The organism is Streptomyces sp. NPDC055815 (assembly GCF_053616475.1).
In genome coordinates this window covers 60,390-74,785 of record NZ_JBSHDU010000023.1, presented here as the reverse complement: position 1 = coordinate 74,785, position 14,396 = coordinate 60,390, and the positions used below count along the sequence as shown (strand labels likewise).

Sequence of the window (14,396 nt, the reverse complement as noted above, 5' to 3'; positions counted from 1 at the left end):
TCAGATCACCGGCCCGGCCGCGCCGTTCGCACCGGCGTCGAGGACGGCCCGCTCGGCGGCCTCCCAGCCGCCGTGGCGCCGGGTCAGCGCCGACAGCCAGCGCTCCAGGCCGAAGGCGACGCAGCTGGTGAAGGCCGGTCCTCCGGTCGACGCGAGCGTGATGTCGCAGCGCTCGCCGAAGAAGTTCCGGTGCGTGTTGACCGAGGCGATCGCCAGGTCCTCGTACAGGAACTCGTACTTCACCGGGGTGAGCCGCTGGAGGACCGCCTTGGAGCTGCCCTTGTCGAAGAAGGGGTCGCAGGCGGCCTCGCGGCGCAGCGGCAGGTCGAGCGCCTTCGCGAAGGACTGGATGCGGGTGGTGAACTCGGCGAGGTGGTTCTCGGCGTGCTCACGGCCGCCGATGGCGACGATCTCCCGCATGCGGAAGCCGAGCTGGCGCCGCATGCCCTCGTAGTGGGTCTCCTTGCGGAAGCACCAGGAGCAGATCGTGACGAGGGTGTCGTCGGCGACCTGGGTGCCCTGGTGGGTCAGGTAGACGGCGTAGCAGGAGGCCGAGGGCAGTCCGAGCGCGGCGGGTTCGAGCGCGTCGCTGGGAAAGCGGCCGGCGGTGGTGTCGAAGGGCGTGGTCGCGCGGCGCTCCAGGTCGAGCGGGGCGGCGACGACGGCCTGGTGGGGGAAGTTGTCGTAGTAGTCGAGCCTGGCCAGGTCGGCGGCCGGGAGGAGCGGGGGCATGGTCATGGGCCGGGCGCCCGCGGCCACCCCCCAGCCCTCGAAGGTGTCGTCGAGGAGCCGCAGCAGGCGGGTCCCCTCCGGGCCGAGCGAGGGCAGGCCCGTGGCGGACCCGACGCCTTTCTCGGGGGTCGTCAAGGTCATGGTCGGTGCACCTCTCGGGTGAGGGTGTCGCTCAGACGACGGGCAGGGTGTCGTCGGAGAAGATCCCGGTCTTCAGGAAGAAGGCGAGCGGCTTGCGGATCGCCTTGCGCTCGTGCGGCCGGCGGCGCTCGTCGGCGACGAGGGAGTTGCGCAGGGCCAGCGGGTCGGGAATGCCGGCGTCGCGGTACACGTGCGGGTTGTAGAGGGAGTTGATGCTGTAGACGACGTACCGCTTGAGGTACGCCTCGACCTCGCGGACCCGCTCGGCGCTCACGGCCTGGCACATCCGCTGGTACAGCAGGGAGACCAGCTCGCGCCCGAAGGCGATGTGGCGGGACTCGTCCTGGTGGTGGATGCGGTTGACCTCGCGGATGGTGTGGCAGAGGGAGTCGTCCTTCGCCATCCGGGAGTTGTAGTGGTCGACGAGCTCCTCGAAAAAGAGGATGCGGGTGAAGACGAGGAAGTTCTCGACCTCGGGCTCCCAGGCGGCGTCGGCGCGCATGGCGGTGGAGCCGTAGATCTTGTGGCCGTAGCGGCGGCAGAACTCGGAGAAGAACCACATGTGTTCGTTCTCCTCGCCGATGAAGTGGTGGAAGAAGTCCGAGGGGACCTCGAAGCCGGGCATGTGGATGCGGCCGACGACCTCGATGAGGAGTTCGCGGATGCCGTGCACATTGAGGCTGTAGAAGTTGATGGACTCCCACTTCGACAGGCGCTGAAGCGTTTCCTCACCGAGGGTGTCGTAGTGCTCGGTGCCGTAGACGGTGAGCAGCTCCGGCGTCATCCAGAACCGGTTCTCCTCCAGCGTCTCGGGCCACTGGAAGGTCTGGTACGGGTTGTAGTAGTCCTCGACCGAGCGCTCGCTGAGGCGGCTCAGGACTTCCATGAAGCGGTCGGTGACGGGCAGGGCGGCAACGCCCATGTTCTCGCTCCTTCGCAGGGGGATTTACGGCCGGACTTCGTAGACCGCGTTGACCGGGGTCTCCGTGGCGCGCCGCCAGCGGGTGAAGCCGGCCTCCTCGGCGATGGCGCGGAAGGCCTTCTCGCCGGAGTGGTTGCCGAGGGCGTGCGGGCCGCGCTGCGCGACAGCGACGGGCAGGCACATCACGGCGGACAGGGCCATGAACATGCGGGCGGCGGGGGTCTGGGTGTCGATGTCCTGCGGGGAGACGTTGGACTCGACGAGCATCCAGGTGCCGTCCGCGTCGAGGGACTTGTGGACGTGCTGGGCGGCGGCGACCGGGTCGCCCATGTCGTGCAGGGCGTTGAAGAAGCACACCAGGTCGTAGCCGGAGCCCGGGTAGTCGTCGGCGGAGGCGACGTCGAAGACGACGCGGTCGGAGAGGCCGGCCTCCTCGGCGAGTTCCCGCGCGATCGAGATGGCCTCCTCGGAGTAGTCGAAGCCGTGGACGGTGGCGTTCGGGAAGGCCTTCGCGATGAGGAGGGTGGTGTGGCCGACGCCGCAGCCGACGTCGGCGACGGTGCCGCCCGCTTCGAGCTTGCCGGTGACCTGGTGGAGGGCGGGCAGCCAGTCCGGGACGAGCTTGTGCTCGTACGTGGGCTGGAAGAAGGAGCCCATGCCGGTGTCCAGGGCCGCGTCGTGCTCGGCCCAGCCGACGCCGTCGCCGGTGCGGTACGCCTCGACGAGCAGGTCCTCGGTGGCGTACAGCGCCTTGAGGGCGGTGAAGAACCCGGCCGCGTACGTCACGGCCTTCGGGTCGGCGAGGACCTCGACGTGGTCGGCGGGGAGGGTGTACGTGAGGGAGCTGGGGTGCCGCTCGACGTACCCGGCGGAGAGCTGGGCGTGCAGCCACTCCTCGATGTAGCGCTCGTTCGTGCCGGTCTTGGCGGCGAGCCCGGCGGCGGTGAGGGGGCCTTCGGAGGCGAGGGCCCTGTAGAGCCCGAGGCGCTCGCCGAGGGCGACGGTCAGACCGCGGACGGCCGCGCCGGCGTCGGTGATGACCTTCTGGTGGAAGTCGTGGGCGCTCATGCGGCCTTCTCCTCCTCGTACGCCGGCAGGTCACAGGTGAACAGGAAGGAGCGGGGGACGCGCGGCACGGAGCGGGCCGGTACCGGGTAGGGCCAGCGGTCGAAGTGGGCGCCCTCCTCACCGGGCTGCTTGACCTCGCGCACGGCCCAGCCGCAGTCGGCGAGCAGCGCCTCGGGCTCCTCGGTGCCGAAGAGCCACGGGTTGCCGTCCTCCTTGAGCGCGCTCATGAAGGTGCGGGCCAGCGGGTTCTCCAGGGCGGACTTCGAGATGACGTCGCCGAGCAGCACGGAGCCGGGCGCCGCGTGCGCGGAGAGCGTCGAGATCAGGGTCCGTACGGCCTGCTCGGGCAGGAAGAACAGCAGGCCCTCGACCACCCAGAGGACGGACTCCTCGCTCTTCCAGCCGGCCTCCTTCAGGGGGCCGGTCCAGTCCTGCGTGAGGTCGACGGGCACGGCGATCCGGGTGCGGCCGGCGGGCTGCGGCTCGTCCTTGAGCATCTCGGCCTTGGTCTCCAGGAGGGCCGGGCGGTCGAGCTCGTAGACGGTGACGCCGTCGGGCCAGGGCAGCCGGAAGAAGCGGGTGTCCATGCCGGCGGCGAGGAAGACGACCTGGCGGATGCCGCGCTCCTCCACCGCCTTCACGACGGCCCGGTCGAGGTAGGTGGTGCGGATGGCGAGGAACGGCACGATGCCGCCCCCGTCGTAGCGCGCGAGCAGTTCGAAGCCGGTCTCGTCGGCGACGGTGCGCGCGTAGGGATCGGCGAACAGCCGGTCCTCGCGCTCGGTCTCCAGGGCGCGCGCGGCGGCGGTCCACTGGGCGGTGCGGGATACGGCCTCCACAGGAGGTCCCCCTTCGGTTGAGGTCGGGTGATTCGGACGGCCGTGTTCAGGGGCCCGACGAAGGAACGGTTCGTCAGGCGCTCATGGCCGGGACACAGGTCTTGGCCGGTCGCCCACAGGCGACGGGGTCCTCGGCCGCGGGCATCGACGACAGATGGTCGGCCTCGGAGTCGGCGGGGCGCCGGCGGAAGATGCTGTGCAGGATCATGCTGAACACGGCCGTCCCGTCGGCGGCCACGAGCGTGCACCGCGGCTTGACGGTGCCGGTGGCGGGGTTGAACGGCGACGGGGTGGAGCCGAGGATCTCGACGCGCGCGGTGAGGACGTCACCCGGGCGGACGGGCCGCAGATAGCGGACCTCGTCGATGCCGGGCGAGCCCGTACAGGCGCTGTAGGCGAGCAGTCCGTCGACGTAGCGCCGCATGAACATCGCCTGGGTGTGGAACCCGCTCGCGATCAGACCACCGAACGGGGAGTCCTCGGCGAGCTCGGGATCCGTGTGGAAGGGCTGCGGGTCGAAGCGCCTGCCGAACTCCAGCACCTCCTCCGCCGTGACGGTGACGGTGCCCAGCTCGTGGATGTCGCCGGGCCGGAAGTCCTCGAAGTAGCGCATCGCGCGCCCCCCTTGACCTAGGAGTCAACGTTTCCTGGCATCACCCAATCTACGAATCACTCATTTATTTTGTCAACCCAAAAGAAGGGCCCGAAGGGCCCTTCATCACGATGGTTGCTGCAGTGCTTGCTCCAGGTCGGTCCACAGGTCCTCGGCGTCCTCGATCCCCACCGACATCCGCACCAGCCCGCCCGCTATCCCCGCAGCCGCCAACTCGTCCTCGTCCAGCTCGCGATGGGAGGTGGACGCGGGATGCGCGACGAGGGTCTCCACGCCGCCGAGCGAGAGCGCGAGCTTCGCCAGACGGACGCGCTCGATGAAGGCCCGGCCCGCCTCCCGGCCCCCGGCGAGCTCGAAGGAGAGCATCCCGCCGCCGCCCGAGAGGACCTTCCGGGCGGTGTCGTACGAGGGGTGGTCCGGGCGCCAGGGGTAGTGGACGGCCGTGACGCCGGCGCGGGCCGCGAGCAGCTCGGCGAGCGCGGCGGCGTTGGCGCAGTGCTCGCGCATCCGCAGGGGCAGCGTGGGGATCCCGCGCAGGGTGAGCCAGGCGGCGAACGGGTCGGCGCAGGCCCCGAGTTCGACCGTGCGGGGCCACACCCGGCGGCGCAGTGCGTCGTCGGCGAAGACGGCGGCGCCGCCGAGGACGTCGGAGTGCCCGGAGAGGTACTTGGTGGTGGAGTGCACGACGATGTCGGCGCCGAGCTCCAGGGGGCGGCACAGGACGGGCGAGGCGAGCGAGTTGTCGACGACGCTGGTGACCCCGTGGGCGCGGGCGGCGGCGAGCAGGCCGGGCAGGTCCGGCACCTGGCCGGTGGGGTTGGCGATCGTCTCCAGGACGAGGAGCCGGGTGGCGGGGTGCACGGCGGCGGCCTCGAACTCGGCCGGGTCGTCGCCGGATATCCGTACGACCTCGATCCCGTACCGCTCGGCCAGGTCGGACAGGACGGCGTGCGTCCCGCCGTACAGGCAGCGCTGGGCGACGACCCGGTCGCCGGGCTTGACCAGCGCGAGGAGGACGCCGCTGACGGCGCCCATGCCCGAGGCGAAGGCGATGGCGCCCGCGCCGCCCTCCAGGCCGGCGAGGGTCTGCTCCAGGGCGCGCACGGTCGGATTGCCGCGGCGGCTGTAGACGTACCGCCCGTCGGGGTCGGCCATGGCGTCGGCGAGCTCGGCGGCGGAGTCGAAGGCGAAGGCGGAGGACTGCACGAGGGGCACGGAGAGCGGCCAACTACCTGAGGTGAATGGCTCGTTGGAGACGTGCACGGCACGGGTGTTCAGCTCCACGGGGAATCCCTTCCTGAGGACGGAAAAGGGGCCGCCCGACGTCCGGGGGCGGACATCGGGCGACCCCTGCTGCTCTCGGTTCAGACGGAGACCTTCTCGCCCTGCGGGGCGGGGGCGGCGGCCTCGGCCGCGACCGCCTTGTCGCCCTTCATGACGAGCAGGGTGATGACACCGCCGACGGCGGCGATGATCGCGGCGCCGACGAAGGCGGACGAGAAGCCGTCGGTCAGCTTCGGGAGGTTGCCGAGCTGGTCGGCGCCCTGGGACATGGCGACGGCGGTGAGCGCGGCGAGGCCGAGCGCGGAGCCGACGTTGTAGGTGGTGTTGACGATGCCGGAGGCGAGACCGGCCTGCTCCTGCGGGGCGTTGGCCATCGCGCTCATCATCGTGGGGATGTAGGCGAGGGACATGCCGAGCGCGGCGACCAGCGAGGCCGGCAGGACGTCGACGAGGAAGGTGCCGGTGGGCTCGACGGCCGCGAGCCAGACCAGACCGGCCGCGAGGACCAGCAGACCGCCGGCGATGAGCGGCTTGGCGCCGACCTTCATCATCAGCCGGGCCGTGATGGCCGTCATGAAGATCATGAGGAGCACGGTCATCGGGAGCAGCGCGGCACCGGACTCGAAGGCGCCGTAGCCGAGGACCTGCTGGAGGTACAGGTTGAGGAAGTACCACATCGGGATCCAGGCGGCGCCGAGCAGCGTCATCGCCAGGTTGGCCGAGCCGAGGCGCGGGACCCGCCAGACGGAGAGCGGCATGAGGGGCTCGCGGATGCTCGTCTGGATGACGAGGAAGAGGATCAGGAGGACGGCCGCGCCGACGAGCTCCAGGACGGTGGCGGTGGCGCCCCAGCCGACCTCGGGGGCCCGGACGACGGCGAAGACGGCGAGCGCGAGACCGGCGGTGACGGCGACGGCGCCGAGGATGTCGACGGAGCCGCGGCGGGACTCGACGTTCGGGAGGAGCTTGGTCGCGGCGAGGGTCGCGAGGCCGATCGGGATGTAGATGATGAAGACCCACTGCCAGCTCACCCACTCGGTGAAGACACCACCGAGGAACACGCCCGCGGTGCCGCCGGCGGGGGCCGCGGCGCCGTAGAGCGCCATCGCCTTGCCGAGCTCCTTCGGGTCGTGCATGAAGAGCATCATGAGCAGGGTCATGGCGGAGGGCGCGATGAGCGCGCCGCCGACGCCCTGGACGGCGCGGCCGACGATCTCGACCCAGGCGGACTGCGCGGCCGCGGCCACGACCGAACCGGCGATCATGACCGCCCAGCCGGAGACGAAGATCTTGCGGGCCCCGACGAGGTCGGAGAGGCGTCCGCCGAGGAGCAGCAGGCCGCCGAAGACGATCACGTAGGCGTTGAAGATCCACTGGAGCTCGCTCTGCGAGAAGCCCAGGTCCTTCTGCATCTCGGGGAGCGCGACCCCAATGATCGAGGTGTCCATGATGACCATGAACTGAGCGGCGGCGAGCACGACAAGTGCCCACCAGCGCCGGGGATTGACGGTTGACATTGCCCTGACCCTTCACTCGCTGCTGCATACCCCTAGGGGGTACCTGTGCGGAGCACCGTAGCATACCCATGGGGGGTATGTAAGACTGAGATGAGGGCGCGTGGGAAGCACTCCCTCCGCACCCCCAGCCGGGCAGAATGCCCCCATGACCGCCGAGGAAGAGCCGCAGCACGGACCGACGACCGCCGACGAGGAACGCGACCGGGATCTCCTCCGGCGCTGGAACACCACCCTGCTCGCCGCCCGCGCCGGCCGGGAGGGCCCCGACCCCGCCCCGTACGGCCGGAACCTGCTGTCCCGCTGGGCCGAGCCGCAGCGCCGCTACCACACGGTCGACCACCTGGCGGCGGTCCTGGACCGCATCGACGAGCTCGCCGACCAGGGCGGGGAGGGCGGCGAGCTGGAACTCGTACGGCTCGCGGCCTGGTTCCACGACGCCGTCTACCGCCCGGACCGCTCGGAGAACGAGGAACGCTCGGCCGCGCTGGCCGAGAAGGCCCTCGCCGAGGCGGGCCTCACCGCGCACGAGGTGGCGGAGGTGGCCCGCCTGGTCCGCCTCACGACCAGCCACGACCCGGCCCCGGGCGACCTGAACGGCGAGACGCTCTGCGATGCGGACCTGGCGATCCTGGCCACGTCCCCCGATACGTACGGGGGGTATGCGGCGGCGGTCCGCGAGGAGTACGCCTTCGTCCCGGAACCGGCCTTCCGCGAAGGCCGCGCCGCGGTCCTGCGCCAGCTCCTGGGCCTGCCCCGCCTCTTCCGCACCCCGTACGGGGCGGCGGCCTGGGAGGAACGGGCCCGGGAGAACCTGGAACGGGAACTGGCGGAGCTGACGGCCGGCCCGTGAGTCTCACATCCCGAGAAATCCACCGCCCCTGGAATGACAGGCACAAACCGCAGGTTGACGCATGTCATGCCGTCTCCCTCTGCCGAGCACACGACCGTCCCCGCCACCCCCGCTGAAGCGATACCCCCCACCCGTATGCCACTGGCCGTGTACATCCTCGGTCTGTCGGTGTTCGCGCTCGGCACGAGCGAGTTCATGCTGTCCGGGCTCCTGCCGCCCATCGCGGAGGACATGAACGTCTCGATCCCGCGCGCCGGACTGCTCATCTCGGCCTTCGCGATCGGCATGGTCGTCGGCGCGCCGTTGCTCGCGGTGGCGACGCTCCGCCTTCCCCGCAAGACGACGCTGATCACCCTCATCACGGTCTTCGGCCTCGGCCAGATCGCGGGCGCGCTGGCCCCGAACTACGCCGTCCTCTTCGCCTCGCGGGTGGTGAGCGCCCTCGCCTGCGCGGGCTTCTGGGCCGTCGGCGCGGCCGTCGCCATCGCGATGGTCCCGGTCGGCTCGCGTGCCAAGGCGATGGCGGTCATGATCGGCGGGCTGTCCATCGCCAACGTCCTCGGCGTCCCGGCGGGCGCATTCCTCGGCGAGCACCTCGGCTGGCGCTCCGCGTTCTGGGCGGTCGGCGTGGCCTCCGCGATCGCGCTCGTCGGCGTGGTGACCCGCATCCCGCACATCCCGCTCCCGGCGGCCAAGCCCCGCCTGAAGCGGGAACTGGGCATCTACCGCGACCGCCAGGTGCTCCTTTCCGTCACGATCACCGCGCTCGCGGCGGGCGGCGTCTTCTGCGCCTTCTCCTACCTCGCCCCGCTCCTCACCGACGTCTCCGGTCTCGACGAGAGCTGGGTCTCGGCGGTCCTCGGCCTCTTCGGCATCGGCGCGCTGGTCGGTACGACGATCGGCGGCCGGGTCGCGGACGCGCACCTCTTCGGGGTGCTGCTGAGCGGCATCGCCGCGTCGACGGTCTTCCTGGTCGCCCTGGCCGTCCTCGCCCCGAACCCGGTCGCGACGATCGTCCTGACCTTCCTCCTCGGCGTCTCGGCCTTCTACACGGCCCCGGCCCTCAACGCCCGCATGTTCAACGTCGCCGGCGCGGCCCCCACCCTCGCGGGCGCCACCACCACGGCGGCCTTCAACCTCGGCAACACCGGCGGCCCCTGGCTCGGCGGCACGGTCATCGACGCCGGCCTCGGCTACGCCTCCACGGCCTGGGCGGGCGCCACGATGACGGCCCTGGGCCTGGCCACGGCGGCCATCGCCCTCCGCCTCCACAAGTCCACGTCCCGCGTGGTCACTTCGGGCACCCCGCAGCAGAAGGAGCAGGCCGCCGAAGCGTCCTGCTGAGGAGCGGCGGAAATCGGGTGCGGCGCGGGCTCCGGGGTGTCTACGGTGGCGCGGTGACGGTGCGGATGATCATTCTCAACGGCGGGTCCAGCTCGGGGAAGACCGGGATCGTGCGGTGTCTGCAGGCCGTGCTGCCGGAGCCCTGGCTGGCGTTCGGGGTCGACTCGTTCGTCGACGCGCTGCCCGCGAAGATGCAGGACTCCGACGACGGGATCGTGTTCGACGCGGACGGCGGGGTCGGCGTCGGGGCCGCCTTCAGGGAGCTGGAGGCCGCCTGGGCCGGGGGGCTCGTGGCGATGGCCCGGGCCGGCGCCAGGATCGTCGTCGACGACGTCTTCCTCGGCGGCGCCGCGTCACAGCGGCGCTGGCGCGAGGCCCTCGGCGACCTGCCCGTGCTGTGGGTCGGCGTCCGGTGCGAGAGCACCGTCGCCGAGGGCCGGGAGATCGCCCGCGGGGACCGGACGGCCGGCATGGCCGCGCAGCAGGCGCGGATCGTGCACGAGGGCGTGGAGTACGACATCGAGGTGGACACGACGACCACCGAATCCCTGGAATGCGCCCGCACCATCGCGGCCGCCCTCGCCTGAGGCTCACGCTCTGGTCCGAGGCTCACGCCGACGTGAGGTCCTGGACCAGGCGCGTCATGAGCGGAGACGGTTCCACCTCCAACTCACGCCTCAGTAACCGCTGGTAGTCCTTGTAGCGCTTCACCGCGCAGGCCGTGTTGCCCTCCGCGATGTGAATCTCGATGAGGATGCGGTGTGCCGTCTCCCGGATCGGGTCGATCTGGGTGGCCGTCAGCGCCGTCTGCAGCGCCGCCAGATACTCCCCGTCCCGCCGCAGCCGCCGCGCCAGCCCCTCCAGCGCGTGCAGCCGCAGCTGGTCCCAGCGCTCCCGCTCCAGGACGAGCCACTCGTCCGGCCATTGCGGCAGCAGCTCCTCCCCGAACGCGGCCGAGAGCTCCTCGGGGTCCTCGGGCGGCCGGCGGTCACCGATCGCGTCCTGCGCCCGGCAGCGCGCGCGGTGCAGGTCCACGTCCACCACCGGTGCGAGCCGCAGCCGTCGGTCCACGCACTCCACCGTCGCCAGCGGACCCGCCCGCCGCCCGTGACACAGGGCGGTCCTGAGGTTCGCCGAAGCCCTGGTCGGGCTGCAGTCGGGCCAGAGCCGCTCGGCTGCCGCACCCCGGTACACGCCGGTGCTGTGCACGGCGAGAAGCGCCAACAGGCGCTGTGCGCCCGAGGGGAGAGGGATACGGCATCCGGCGTAAGAGAGCTCGAAGGCCCCGAGCAGTTCGAGGTATACGCCGTTCGATGACACACCCTCACTGTGCAACCGGCCGGTGGATCACGCATCCGCGCATCCGCACCTCACCGCCCCCGCCGTACGGGTCCGCCACGCCGCGCCACCCGTCCCGCGACTTTTTCGGAGCGCGGTCCGGCCCGCCGTTCCACCGGGGCTGACCGGCTGCCAAACGCCCCCTCGCACGGACCGGCAACGCCCCGGAAACGCTCTGAGGACGCTGCTTGCACATTCCGGGTGACGAACCGCCGACAACGGCCTTCCACAGTCGGACCCAGATGCTTTCGCCCACGGTGCCCTCGGGCACGGAAGGCAGGACCGAGATGAAGCCTCGGGCAGTCCTGGGAGAACTCCGCCCACGGCCGGACGCGCCGTACGGCGACCCCCGGGTGTGCGTCGCCCTGCTCGACGGCCCCGTGGACCTGTCCCACCCCTGTTTCGCCGGCGCGGACCTCACGCGCCTGGTCACTCTGGTGCCGGATCCCGCGGGCACCGGCCCGATGTCGCTGCACGGCACCCACGTGGCCAGCCTCCTGTTCGGGATGCCCGGCTCCCCCGTCACCGGGCTCGCACCGCGCTGCCGCGGCCTGATCCTCCCCGTCTTCCGCGACGGCGGAGACGGCCGGGTCCCCCAGATGGACCTCGCCCGTGCCATCGAGCGCGCCGTCGAGGAAGGCGCGCACGTCATCAACATCAGCGGCGGCGAACGCACCGACGCCGGCCAGGCCGACGCCCTCCTCGAACGGGCCCTGCGGCTCTGCGAGGACCAGGGCGTGCTGGTCGTGTCCGCCGCCGGGAACGACGGGGCCGACACCCTCCAGGTCCCGGCCGCCGTCCCCTCCGTCCTGGCCGTCGGCGCCGCCGCGGCCGACGGATCCCCACTCGACATCAGCAACTGGGGCGGCGCCTACCGGACCCACGGGATCCTCGCCCCCGGACAGGACATCGAGGGAGCCGCCCCCGGCGGCGGCCTCGCCTCCCTGACGGGAAGCAGCTTCGCCACCCCGCTCGTGGCCGGTACGGCGGCCCTGCTCGTCGCGGCCCAGCTGGCCGGCGGCGGGACAGCCGACCCGAGAGCCGCCGGTCAGGCGCTGCTCTCGACCGCCACCGCACCCGCCGACTGCGCCGACCCGGACGCCCCGGCCTGCCGCCGCGGGCTCGGCGGCAGCCTGGACGCCGTCCGGGCTCTCGCCCTCGCCACCATGAAAGAGGAGACAGCCGTGACCACTCCCGCAGCCGCCCCCACGCCGTCCGAGGCCCCGGCGCCGAACGTCGCCCCGGCCGGGCACGAGACTCCCGCACCGTACGGGACACCCGCCGCGCCCGCTCAGCCCGCGCCCCCCGTACCGACTGCCCCGCCCGTACCGACTGCCCCGCCCGTACCGGCGGGCGTCGCCGCCGACGGTGGCGCGCCTCCCCCGCCCCCGGTCCCGCCGACCGCGCCCCCGGCCCAGGCACCCGCCCCGGCCCTCGCGCCCCCGGCCCCGTCCGTCGCCGCAGCCGCCGCCCCGGTCGCACCCGCCCCCCCGACCCCCGCTGCGCCCCCAGTTCACGCCCCCCATGCCACCACAAGCGCCGGAGTACGCCCTGCGTGCGGCTGCGGCGGCGACCCGGCCGCGTGCAGCTGCGCCAGCAGTGGCAGTGGGTCACCACGGCAGTTGATCTACGCCATCGGGACCATCGGCTTCGACTACCCGACCGAGGCGCGACGCGACAGCTTCCGGCAGCAGATGCCGTACATCGATGAGAATGTCGGCGGCAAGGCGGTCGAGCAGGCACCCGACCCGTACAGCCCCAGTCAGCTCCGCGACTACCTCGCGATGGCCCCCTGGGCCTCCGACAAGCTCACCTGGACCCTCACCATGGACGGCGCCACGGTGTACGCGTTGGAGGCCGAGCCCTCCGCCGGCATGGACTGGAGCATGCCGCCCGTCACGCCGGAGGAAGCCCAGCTCAACCGCAAGAAGCCGTCAAGGGCAGCCGCCGCGAGGGCCAAGAAGGACGTCAACCCGTTCGCCAATCCGCCGGTGTCGACCGTCTACCGGGTCTTCCGCGACGCCATCGCGGGCCAGGCCCTCGACCCGGACTCGAAGAACGAGGAGGAGCGCCAGGGATACATCTCCCGCGTCTCCGTTCCCGGCGTCCTCACCGACCGCACCACGCGCCTCTACTCCGGCCAGATCGTGCCGGTGGTCGAGGTGAAGAGCCGCGGCCTGTGGACGTGGAACGAAGCCGCCCTCGTCGACGCCGTCTTCAAGGAGGTCTCGAAGGAGGCCGACGTGAAGCAGCCCGAGGACAAGCGGCAGCAGTCCAGGGTGCAGGTCCGCGACGACGCCCAGCTGCGTCTGACGATCCGCGCGTTCCTCGACAAGATCTACTACCAGTTCCGCAACCTCGGCCAGACCTCGGCCGACCGCGCGCTCAACTTCATGGGCACCAACGCCTTCCTGTTCGGCGACAAGATCAAGGACGGGCTGCTGTCCGCGAGCAGGGTGCCGGGTTCCACCATGAACCTGTACGCGCTCGACACCATCACCGTCACCAAGAGTCCCTACTGCAGGGTCGGTTCGGACTGCCAGGACGTGACCGTGACCTTCTACGACCCCGAGGACGAGCGCAGGTCCCGGCTCTCGTACCTGTTCACCATCGACGTGAGCGACGAGCTGCCGGTCACCCTCGCCCCGGTCCACACGTTCCTCGACTCCAAGTGAGGCGGAGCCGACCGGACACCCCCTCCACCGAAAGGAGAAACCCCCATGGACACCCGCCGAAACCGCCCGGGAGCCATGCCGCTCCAGGCCCGTCCCGTCCACCGCGAGGGCCCTGCGGCCGAGGCCGGGAGCACCCGTACCGGCGTCGAGGCCGCCAGGTCCTCCTGCGCCGGCATGACCGGCCCCGCCCGGCAGATGTGCTACGCCGGCCACGGCGTCTACGCCTGACGGACGACAGGACTCCGTAACCGCTCCGAGGAAGAAAGGAAACCGTCATGTTCGACGAGACCCACACCACCGAGGAGACCGGTGGCGACACGCCCCGCCGGTCCACCGCCGGACAGCTCCGGCTCCAGCTGCCGCAGCAGTCCGCACCCGTCCAGCGCGGCAAGCACCCCGAGGGCGGGGACGCCAACGGCGGTGCGGCGGCCAGCGGCCTGCTGGGCAGCCTGCTCGGCGACATCATCCCGATCTGAGGCCCCTCGTCCGAGGACCTCACGCCCCGAAACGGGAGACGTAAGGAAAGGAGCACACGATGTTCAAGGAGACCCAAGCCCACCAGGACGGCGGCGCCGACACGCCCCGCCGGTCCACGGCCGGACAGCTCCGGCTCCAGATGCCCCAGCAGTCCGCACCCGTCCAGCGCGGCAAGCACCCCGAGGGCGGGGACGCCAACGGCGGTGCGGCGGCCAGCGGGTTCCTCGGCGGCCTGCTCAGCGAGGTCCTGCCGTTCTGAGTCCGGCGTCATCGGCGGGACCGGCGGCCGCGGCCCCCGTGACCGGTCCGGTCCCGCCCGATCCGAGGAAGAACCATGCGACTCGATCTGCCGAAACAGGTGCCGGCGGTGGACCGGCGGGAGCACTACCCGCCGTACCGCATCGTCTTCACGTTCCCGGACCAGGACGCCGACGGCGAGGAGGAGCGCGTGCACCAGCAGCCGAGGGGCAACTACGGGCCGCTGCCGGCGGACCCCCCGCCGCTCGTCCACGGCTACGGCCGCGGCTGGAACTGCGCACCGACGGGCTGCCGGTGGACCGGCGTCCTGTGACGAGACCTTCGTGAGGGAAAGGGAA

16 protein-coding genes are annotated in these 14,396 nt (G+C 71.7%); 8 read left to right on the top strand and 8 right to left on the bottom strand.

The genetic code is table 11. The features are described 5' to 3' along the window. The 7 genes from ACWGN5_RS17150 to ACWGN5_RS17120 form a co-directional block, all read right to left on the bottom strand. A complete protein-coding gene (locus ACWGN5_RS17150; protein WP_453515729.1) occupies positions 1-873 on the bottom strand; it encodes a hypothetical protein in 873 nt (290 codons plus the stop codon). Positions 874-904: 31 nt separating this feature from the next. Continuing rightward, a complete protein-coding gene (locus ACWGN5_RS17145) occupies positions 905-1,795 on the bottom strand; it encodes a diiron oxygenase (RefSeq protein WP_453515726.1) in 891 nt (296 codons plus the stop codon). 24 nt (positions 1,796-1,819) lie between these two features. Continuing rightward, positions 1,820-2,863: a class I SAM-dependent methyltransferase gene (locus ACWGN5_RS17140; protein ID WP_453515725.1), complete on the bottom strand. Its 1,044-nt coding sequence runs from the start codon at positions 2,861-2,863 to the stop codon at positions 1,820-1,822. Further along, positions 2,860-3,702, bottom strand: coding sequence for a class I SAM-dependent methyltransferase (locus ACWGN5_RS17135; RefSeq protein WP_453515723.1), 843 nt, complete (start codon positions 3,700-3,702; stop codon positions 2,860-2,862). The genes ACWGN5_RS17140 and ACWGN5_RS17135 overlap by 4 nt, the downstream gene beginning before the upstream one ends. A gap of 73 nt (positions 3,703-3,775) precedes the next feature. Next, positions 3,776-4,315 (bottom strand): MaoC family dehydratase, encoded by a 540-nt coding sequence (locus tag ACWGN5_RS17130; protein ID WP_453515720.1) that lies wholly within the window; start codon positions 4,313-4,315, stop codon positions 3,776-3,778. A 105-nt stretch (positions 4,316-4,420) separates the two neighbouring features. Then, on the bottom strand, positions 4,421-5,599 hold the full coding sequence (locus ACWGN5_RS17125; RefSeq protein ID WP_453515717.1) for a trans-sulfuration enzyme family protein: 1,179 nt from the start codon (positions 5,597-5,599) through the stop codon (positions 4,421-4,423). Positions 5,600-5,679: 80 nt separating this feature from the next. Beyond that, entirely contained in the window at positions 5,680-7,116 is a 1,437-nt protein-coding gene (locus tag ACWGN5_RS17120) for an MFS transporter (RefSeq protein ID WP_453515715.1), read from the bottom strand. 145 nt (positions 7,117-7,261) lie between these two features. Here ACWGN5_RS17120 and ACWGN5_RS17115 point away from each other — a divergent pair, with 145 nt between their 5' ends. The 3 genes from ACWGN5_RS17115 (at position 7,262) to cpt (ending at position 9,897) form a co-directional block, all read left to right on the top strand. Beyond that, on the top strand, positions 7,262-7,966 hold the full coding sequence (locus ACWGN5_RS17115) for an HD domain-containing protein (protein WP_453515714.1): 705 nt from the start codon (positions 7,262-7,264) through the stop codon (positions 7,964-7,966). A gap of 135 nt (positions 7,967-8,101) precedes the next feature. Continuing rightward, the gene (locus ACWGN5_RS17110) at positions 8,102-9,310 is read left to right on the top strand and encodes a Cmx/CmrA family chloramphenicol efflux MFS transporter (protein ID WP_453515712.1); all 1,209 of its coding nucleotides are present in this window, start codon (positions 8,102-8,104) and stop codon (positions 9,308-9,310) included. A 65-nt stretch (positions 9,311-9,375) separates the two neighbouring features. Next, positions 9,376-9,897 carry a chloramphenicol phosphotransferase CPT gene (cpt, locus tag ACWGN5_RS17105; protein WP_453515807.1) on the top strand — a complete coding sequence of 174 codons (522 nt, stop codon included), beginning with the start codon at positions 9,376-9,378 and terminating at the stop codon, positions 9,895-9,897. Between the two features lie 22 nt (positions 9,898-9,919). On the opposite strand, the gene ACWGN5_RS17100 is transcribed toward cpt, so the two are convergent. Then, the gene (locus ACWGN5_RS17100; protein ID WP_453515709.1) at positions 9,920-10,381 is read right to left on the bottom strand and encodes an AfsR/SARP family transcriptional regulator; all 462 of its coding nucleotides are present in this window, start codon (positions 10,379-10,381) and stop codon (positions 9,920-9,922) included. A gap of 554 nt (positions 10,382-10,935) precedes the next feature. Here ACWGN5_RS17100 and ACWGN5_RS17095 point away from each other — a divergent pair. From ACWGN5_RS17095 to ACWGN5_RS17075, 5 genes are all read left to right on the top strand, one after another. Continuing rightward, positions 10,936-13,323 carry a cyanobactin maturation protease PatG family protein gene (locus tag ACWGN5_RS17095; RefSeq protein ID WP_453515707.1) on the top strand — a complete coding sequence of 796 codons (2,388 nt, stop codon included), beginning with the start codon at positions 10,936-10,938 and terminating at the stop codon, positions 13,321-13,323. A 45-nt stretch (positions 13,324-13,368) separates the two neighbouring features. Further along, complete coding sequence (locus ACWGN5_RS17090; protein WP_453515705.1) at positions 13,369-13,551, top strand: hypothetical protein; 183 nt, start codon at positions 13,369-13,371, stop codon at positions 13,549-13,551. Positions 13,552-13,598: 47 nt separating this feature from the next. Further along, complete coding sequence (locus ACWGN5_RS17085; RefSeq protein ID WP_453515703.1) at positions 13,599-13,799, top strand: hypothetical protein; 201 nt, start codon at positions 13,599-13,601, stop codon at positions 13,797-13,799. 59 nt (positions 13,800-13,858) lie between these two features. Next, on the top strand, positions 13,859-14,059 hold the full coding sequence (locus tag ACWGN5_RS17080; protein ID WP_453515701.1) for a hypothetical protein: 201 nt from the start codon (positions 13,859-13,861) through the stop codon (positions 14,057-14,059). Between the two features lie 75 nt (positions 14,060-14,134). Beyond that, a complete protein-coding gene (locus ACWGN5_RS17075; protein ID WP_453515699.1) occupies positions 14,135-14,371 on the top strand; it encodes a hypothetical protein in 237 nt (78 codons plus the stop codon). The last annotated feature ends 25 nt before the right edge of the window (positions 14,372-14,396 follow it).

What these genes read in the sequence shown, in the direction of transcription:
- ACWGN5_RS17080 (WP_453515701.1), top strand. Translation starts at nt 13,859, where the DNA reads ATGTTCAAGGAGACCCAAGCCCACCAGGACGGCGGCGCCGACACGCCC.
- ACWGN5_RS17120 (WP_453515715.1), bottom strand. Translation starts at nt 7,116, where the DNA reads ATGTCAACCGTCAATCCCCGGCGCTGGTGGGCACTTGTCGTGCTCGCC.
- ACWGN5_RS17090 (WP_453515705.1), top strand. Translation starts at nt 13,369, where the DNA reads ATGGACACCCGCCGAAACCGCCCGGGAGCCATGCCGCTCCAGGCCCGT.
- ACWGN5_RS17130 (WP_453515720.1), bottom strand. Translation starts at nt 4,315, where the DNA reads ATGCGCTACTTCGAGGACTTCCGGCCCGGCGACATCCACGAGCTGGGC.
- ACWGN5_RS17110 (WP_453515712.1), top strand. Translation starts at nt 8,102, where the DNA reads ATGCCACTGGCCGTGTACATCCTCGGTCTGTCGGTGTTCGCGCTCGGC.
- cpt (WP_453515807.1), top strand. Translation starts at nt 9,376, where the DNA reads ATGATCATTCTCAACGGCGGGTCCAGCTCGGGGAAGACCGGGATCGTG.
- ACWGN5_RS17145 (WP_453515726.1), bottom strand. Translation starts at nt 1,795, where the DNA reads ATGGGCGTTGCCGCCCTGCCCGTCACCGACCGCTTCATGGAAGTCCTG.
- ACWGN5_RS17095 (WP_453515707.1), top strand. Translation starts at nt 10,936, where the DNA reads ATGAAGCCTCGGGCAGTCCTGGGAGAACTCCGCCCACGGCCGGACGCG.
- ACWGN5_RS17085 (WP_453515703.1), top strand. Translation starts at nt 13,599, where the DNA reads ATGTTCGACGAGACCCACACCACCGAGGAGACCGGTGGCGACACGCCC.
- ACWGN5_RS17140 (WP_453515725.1), bottom strand. Translation starts at nt 2,863, where the DNA reads ATGAGCGCCCACGACTTCCACCAGAAGGTCATCACCGACGCCGGCGCG.
- ACWGN5_RS17075 (WP_453515699.1), top strand. Translation starts at nt 14,135, where the DNA reads ATGCGACTCGATCTGCCGAAACAGGTGCCGGCGGTGGACCGGCGGGAG.
- ACWGN5_RS17150 (WP_453515729.1), bottom strand. Translation starts at nt 873, where the DNA reads ATGACCTTGACGACCCCCGAGAAAGGCGTCGGGTCCGCCACGGGCCTG.
- ACWGN5_RS17115 (WP_453515714.1), top strand. Translation starts at nt 7,262, where the DNA reads ATGACCGCCGAGGAAGAGCCGCAGCACGGACCGACGACCGCCGACGAG.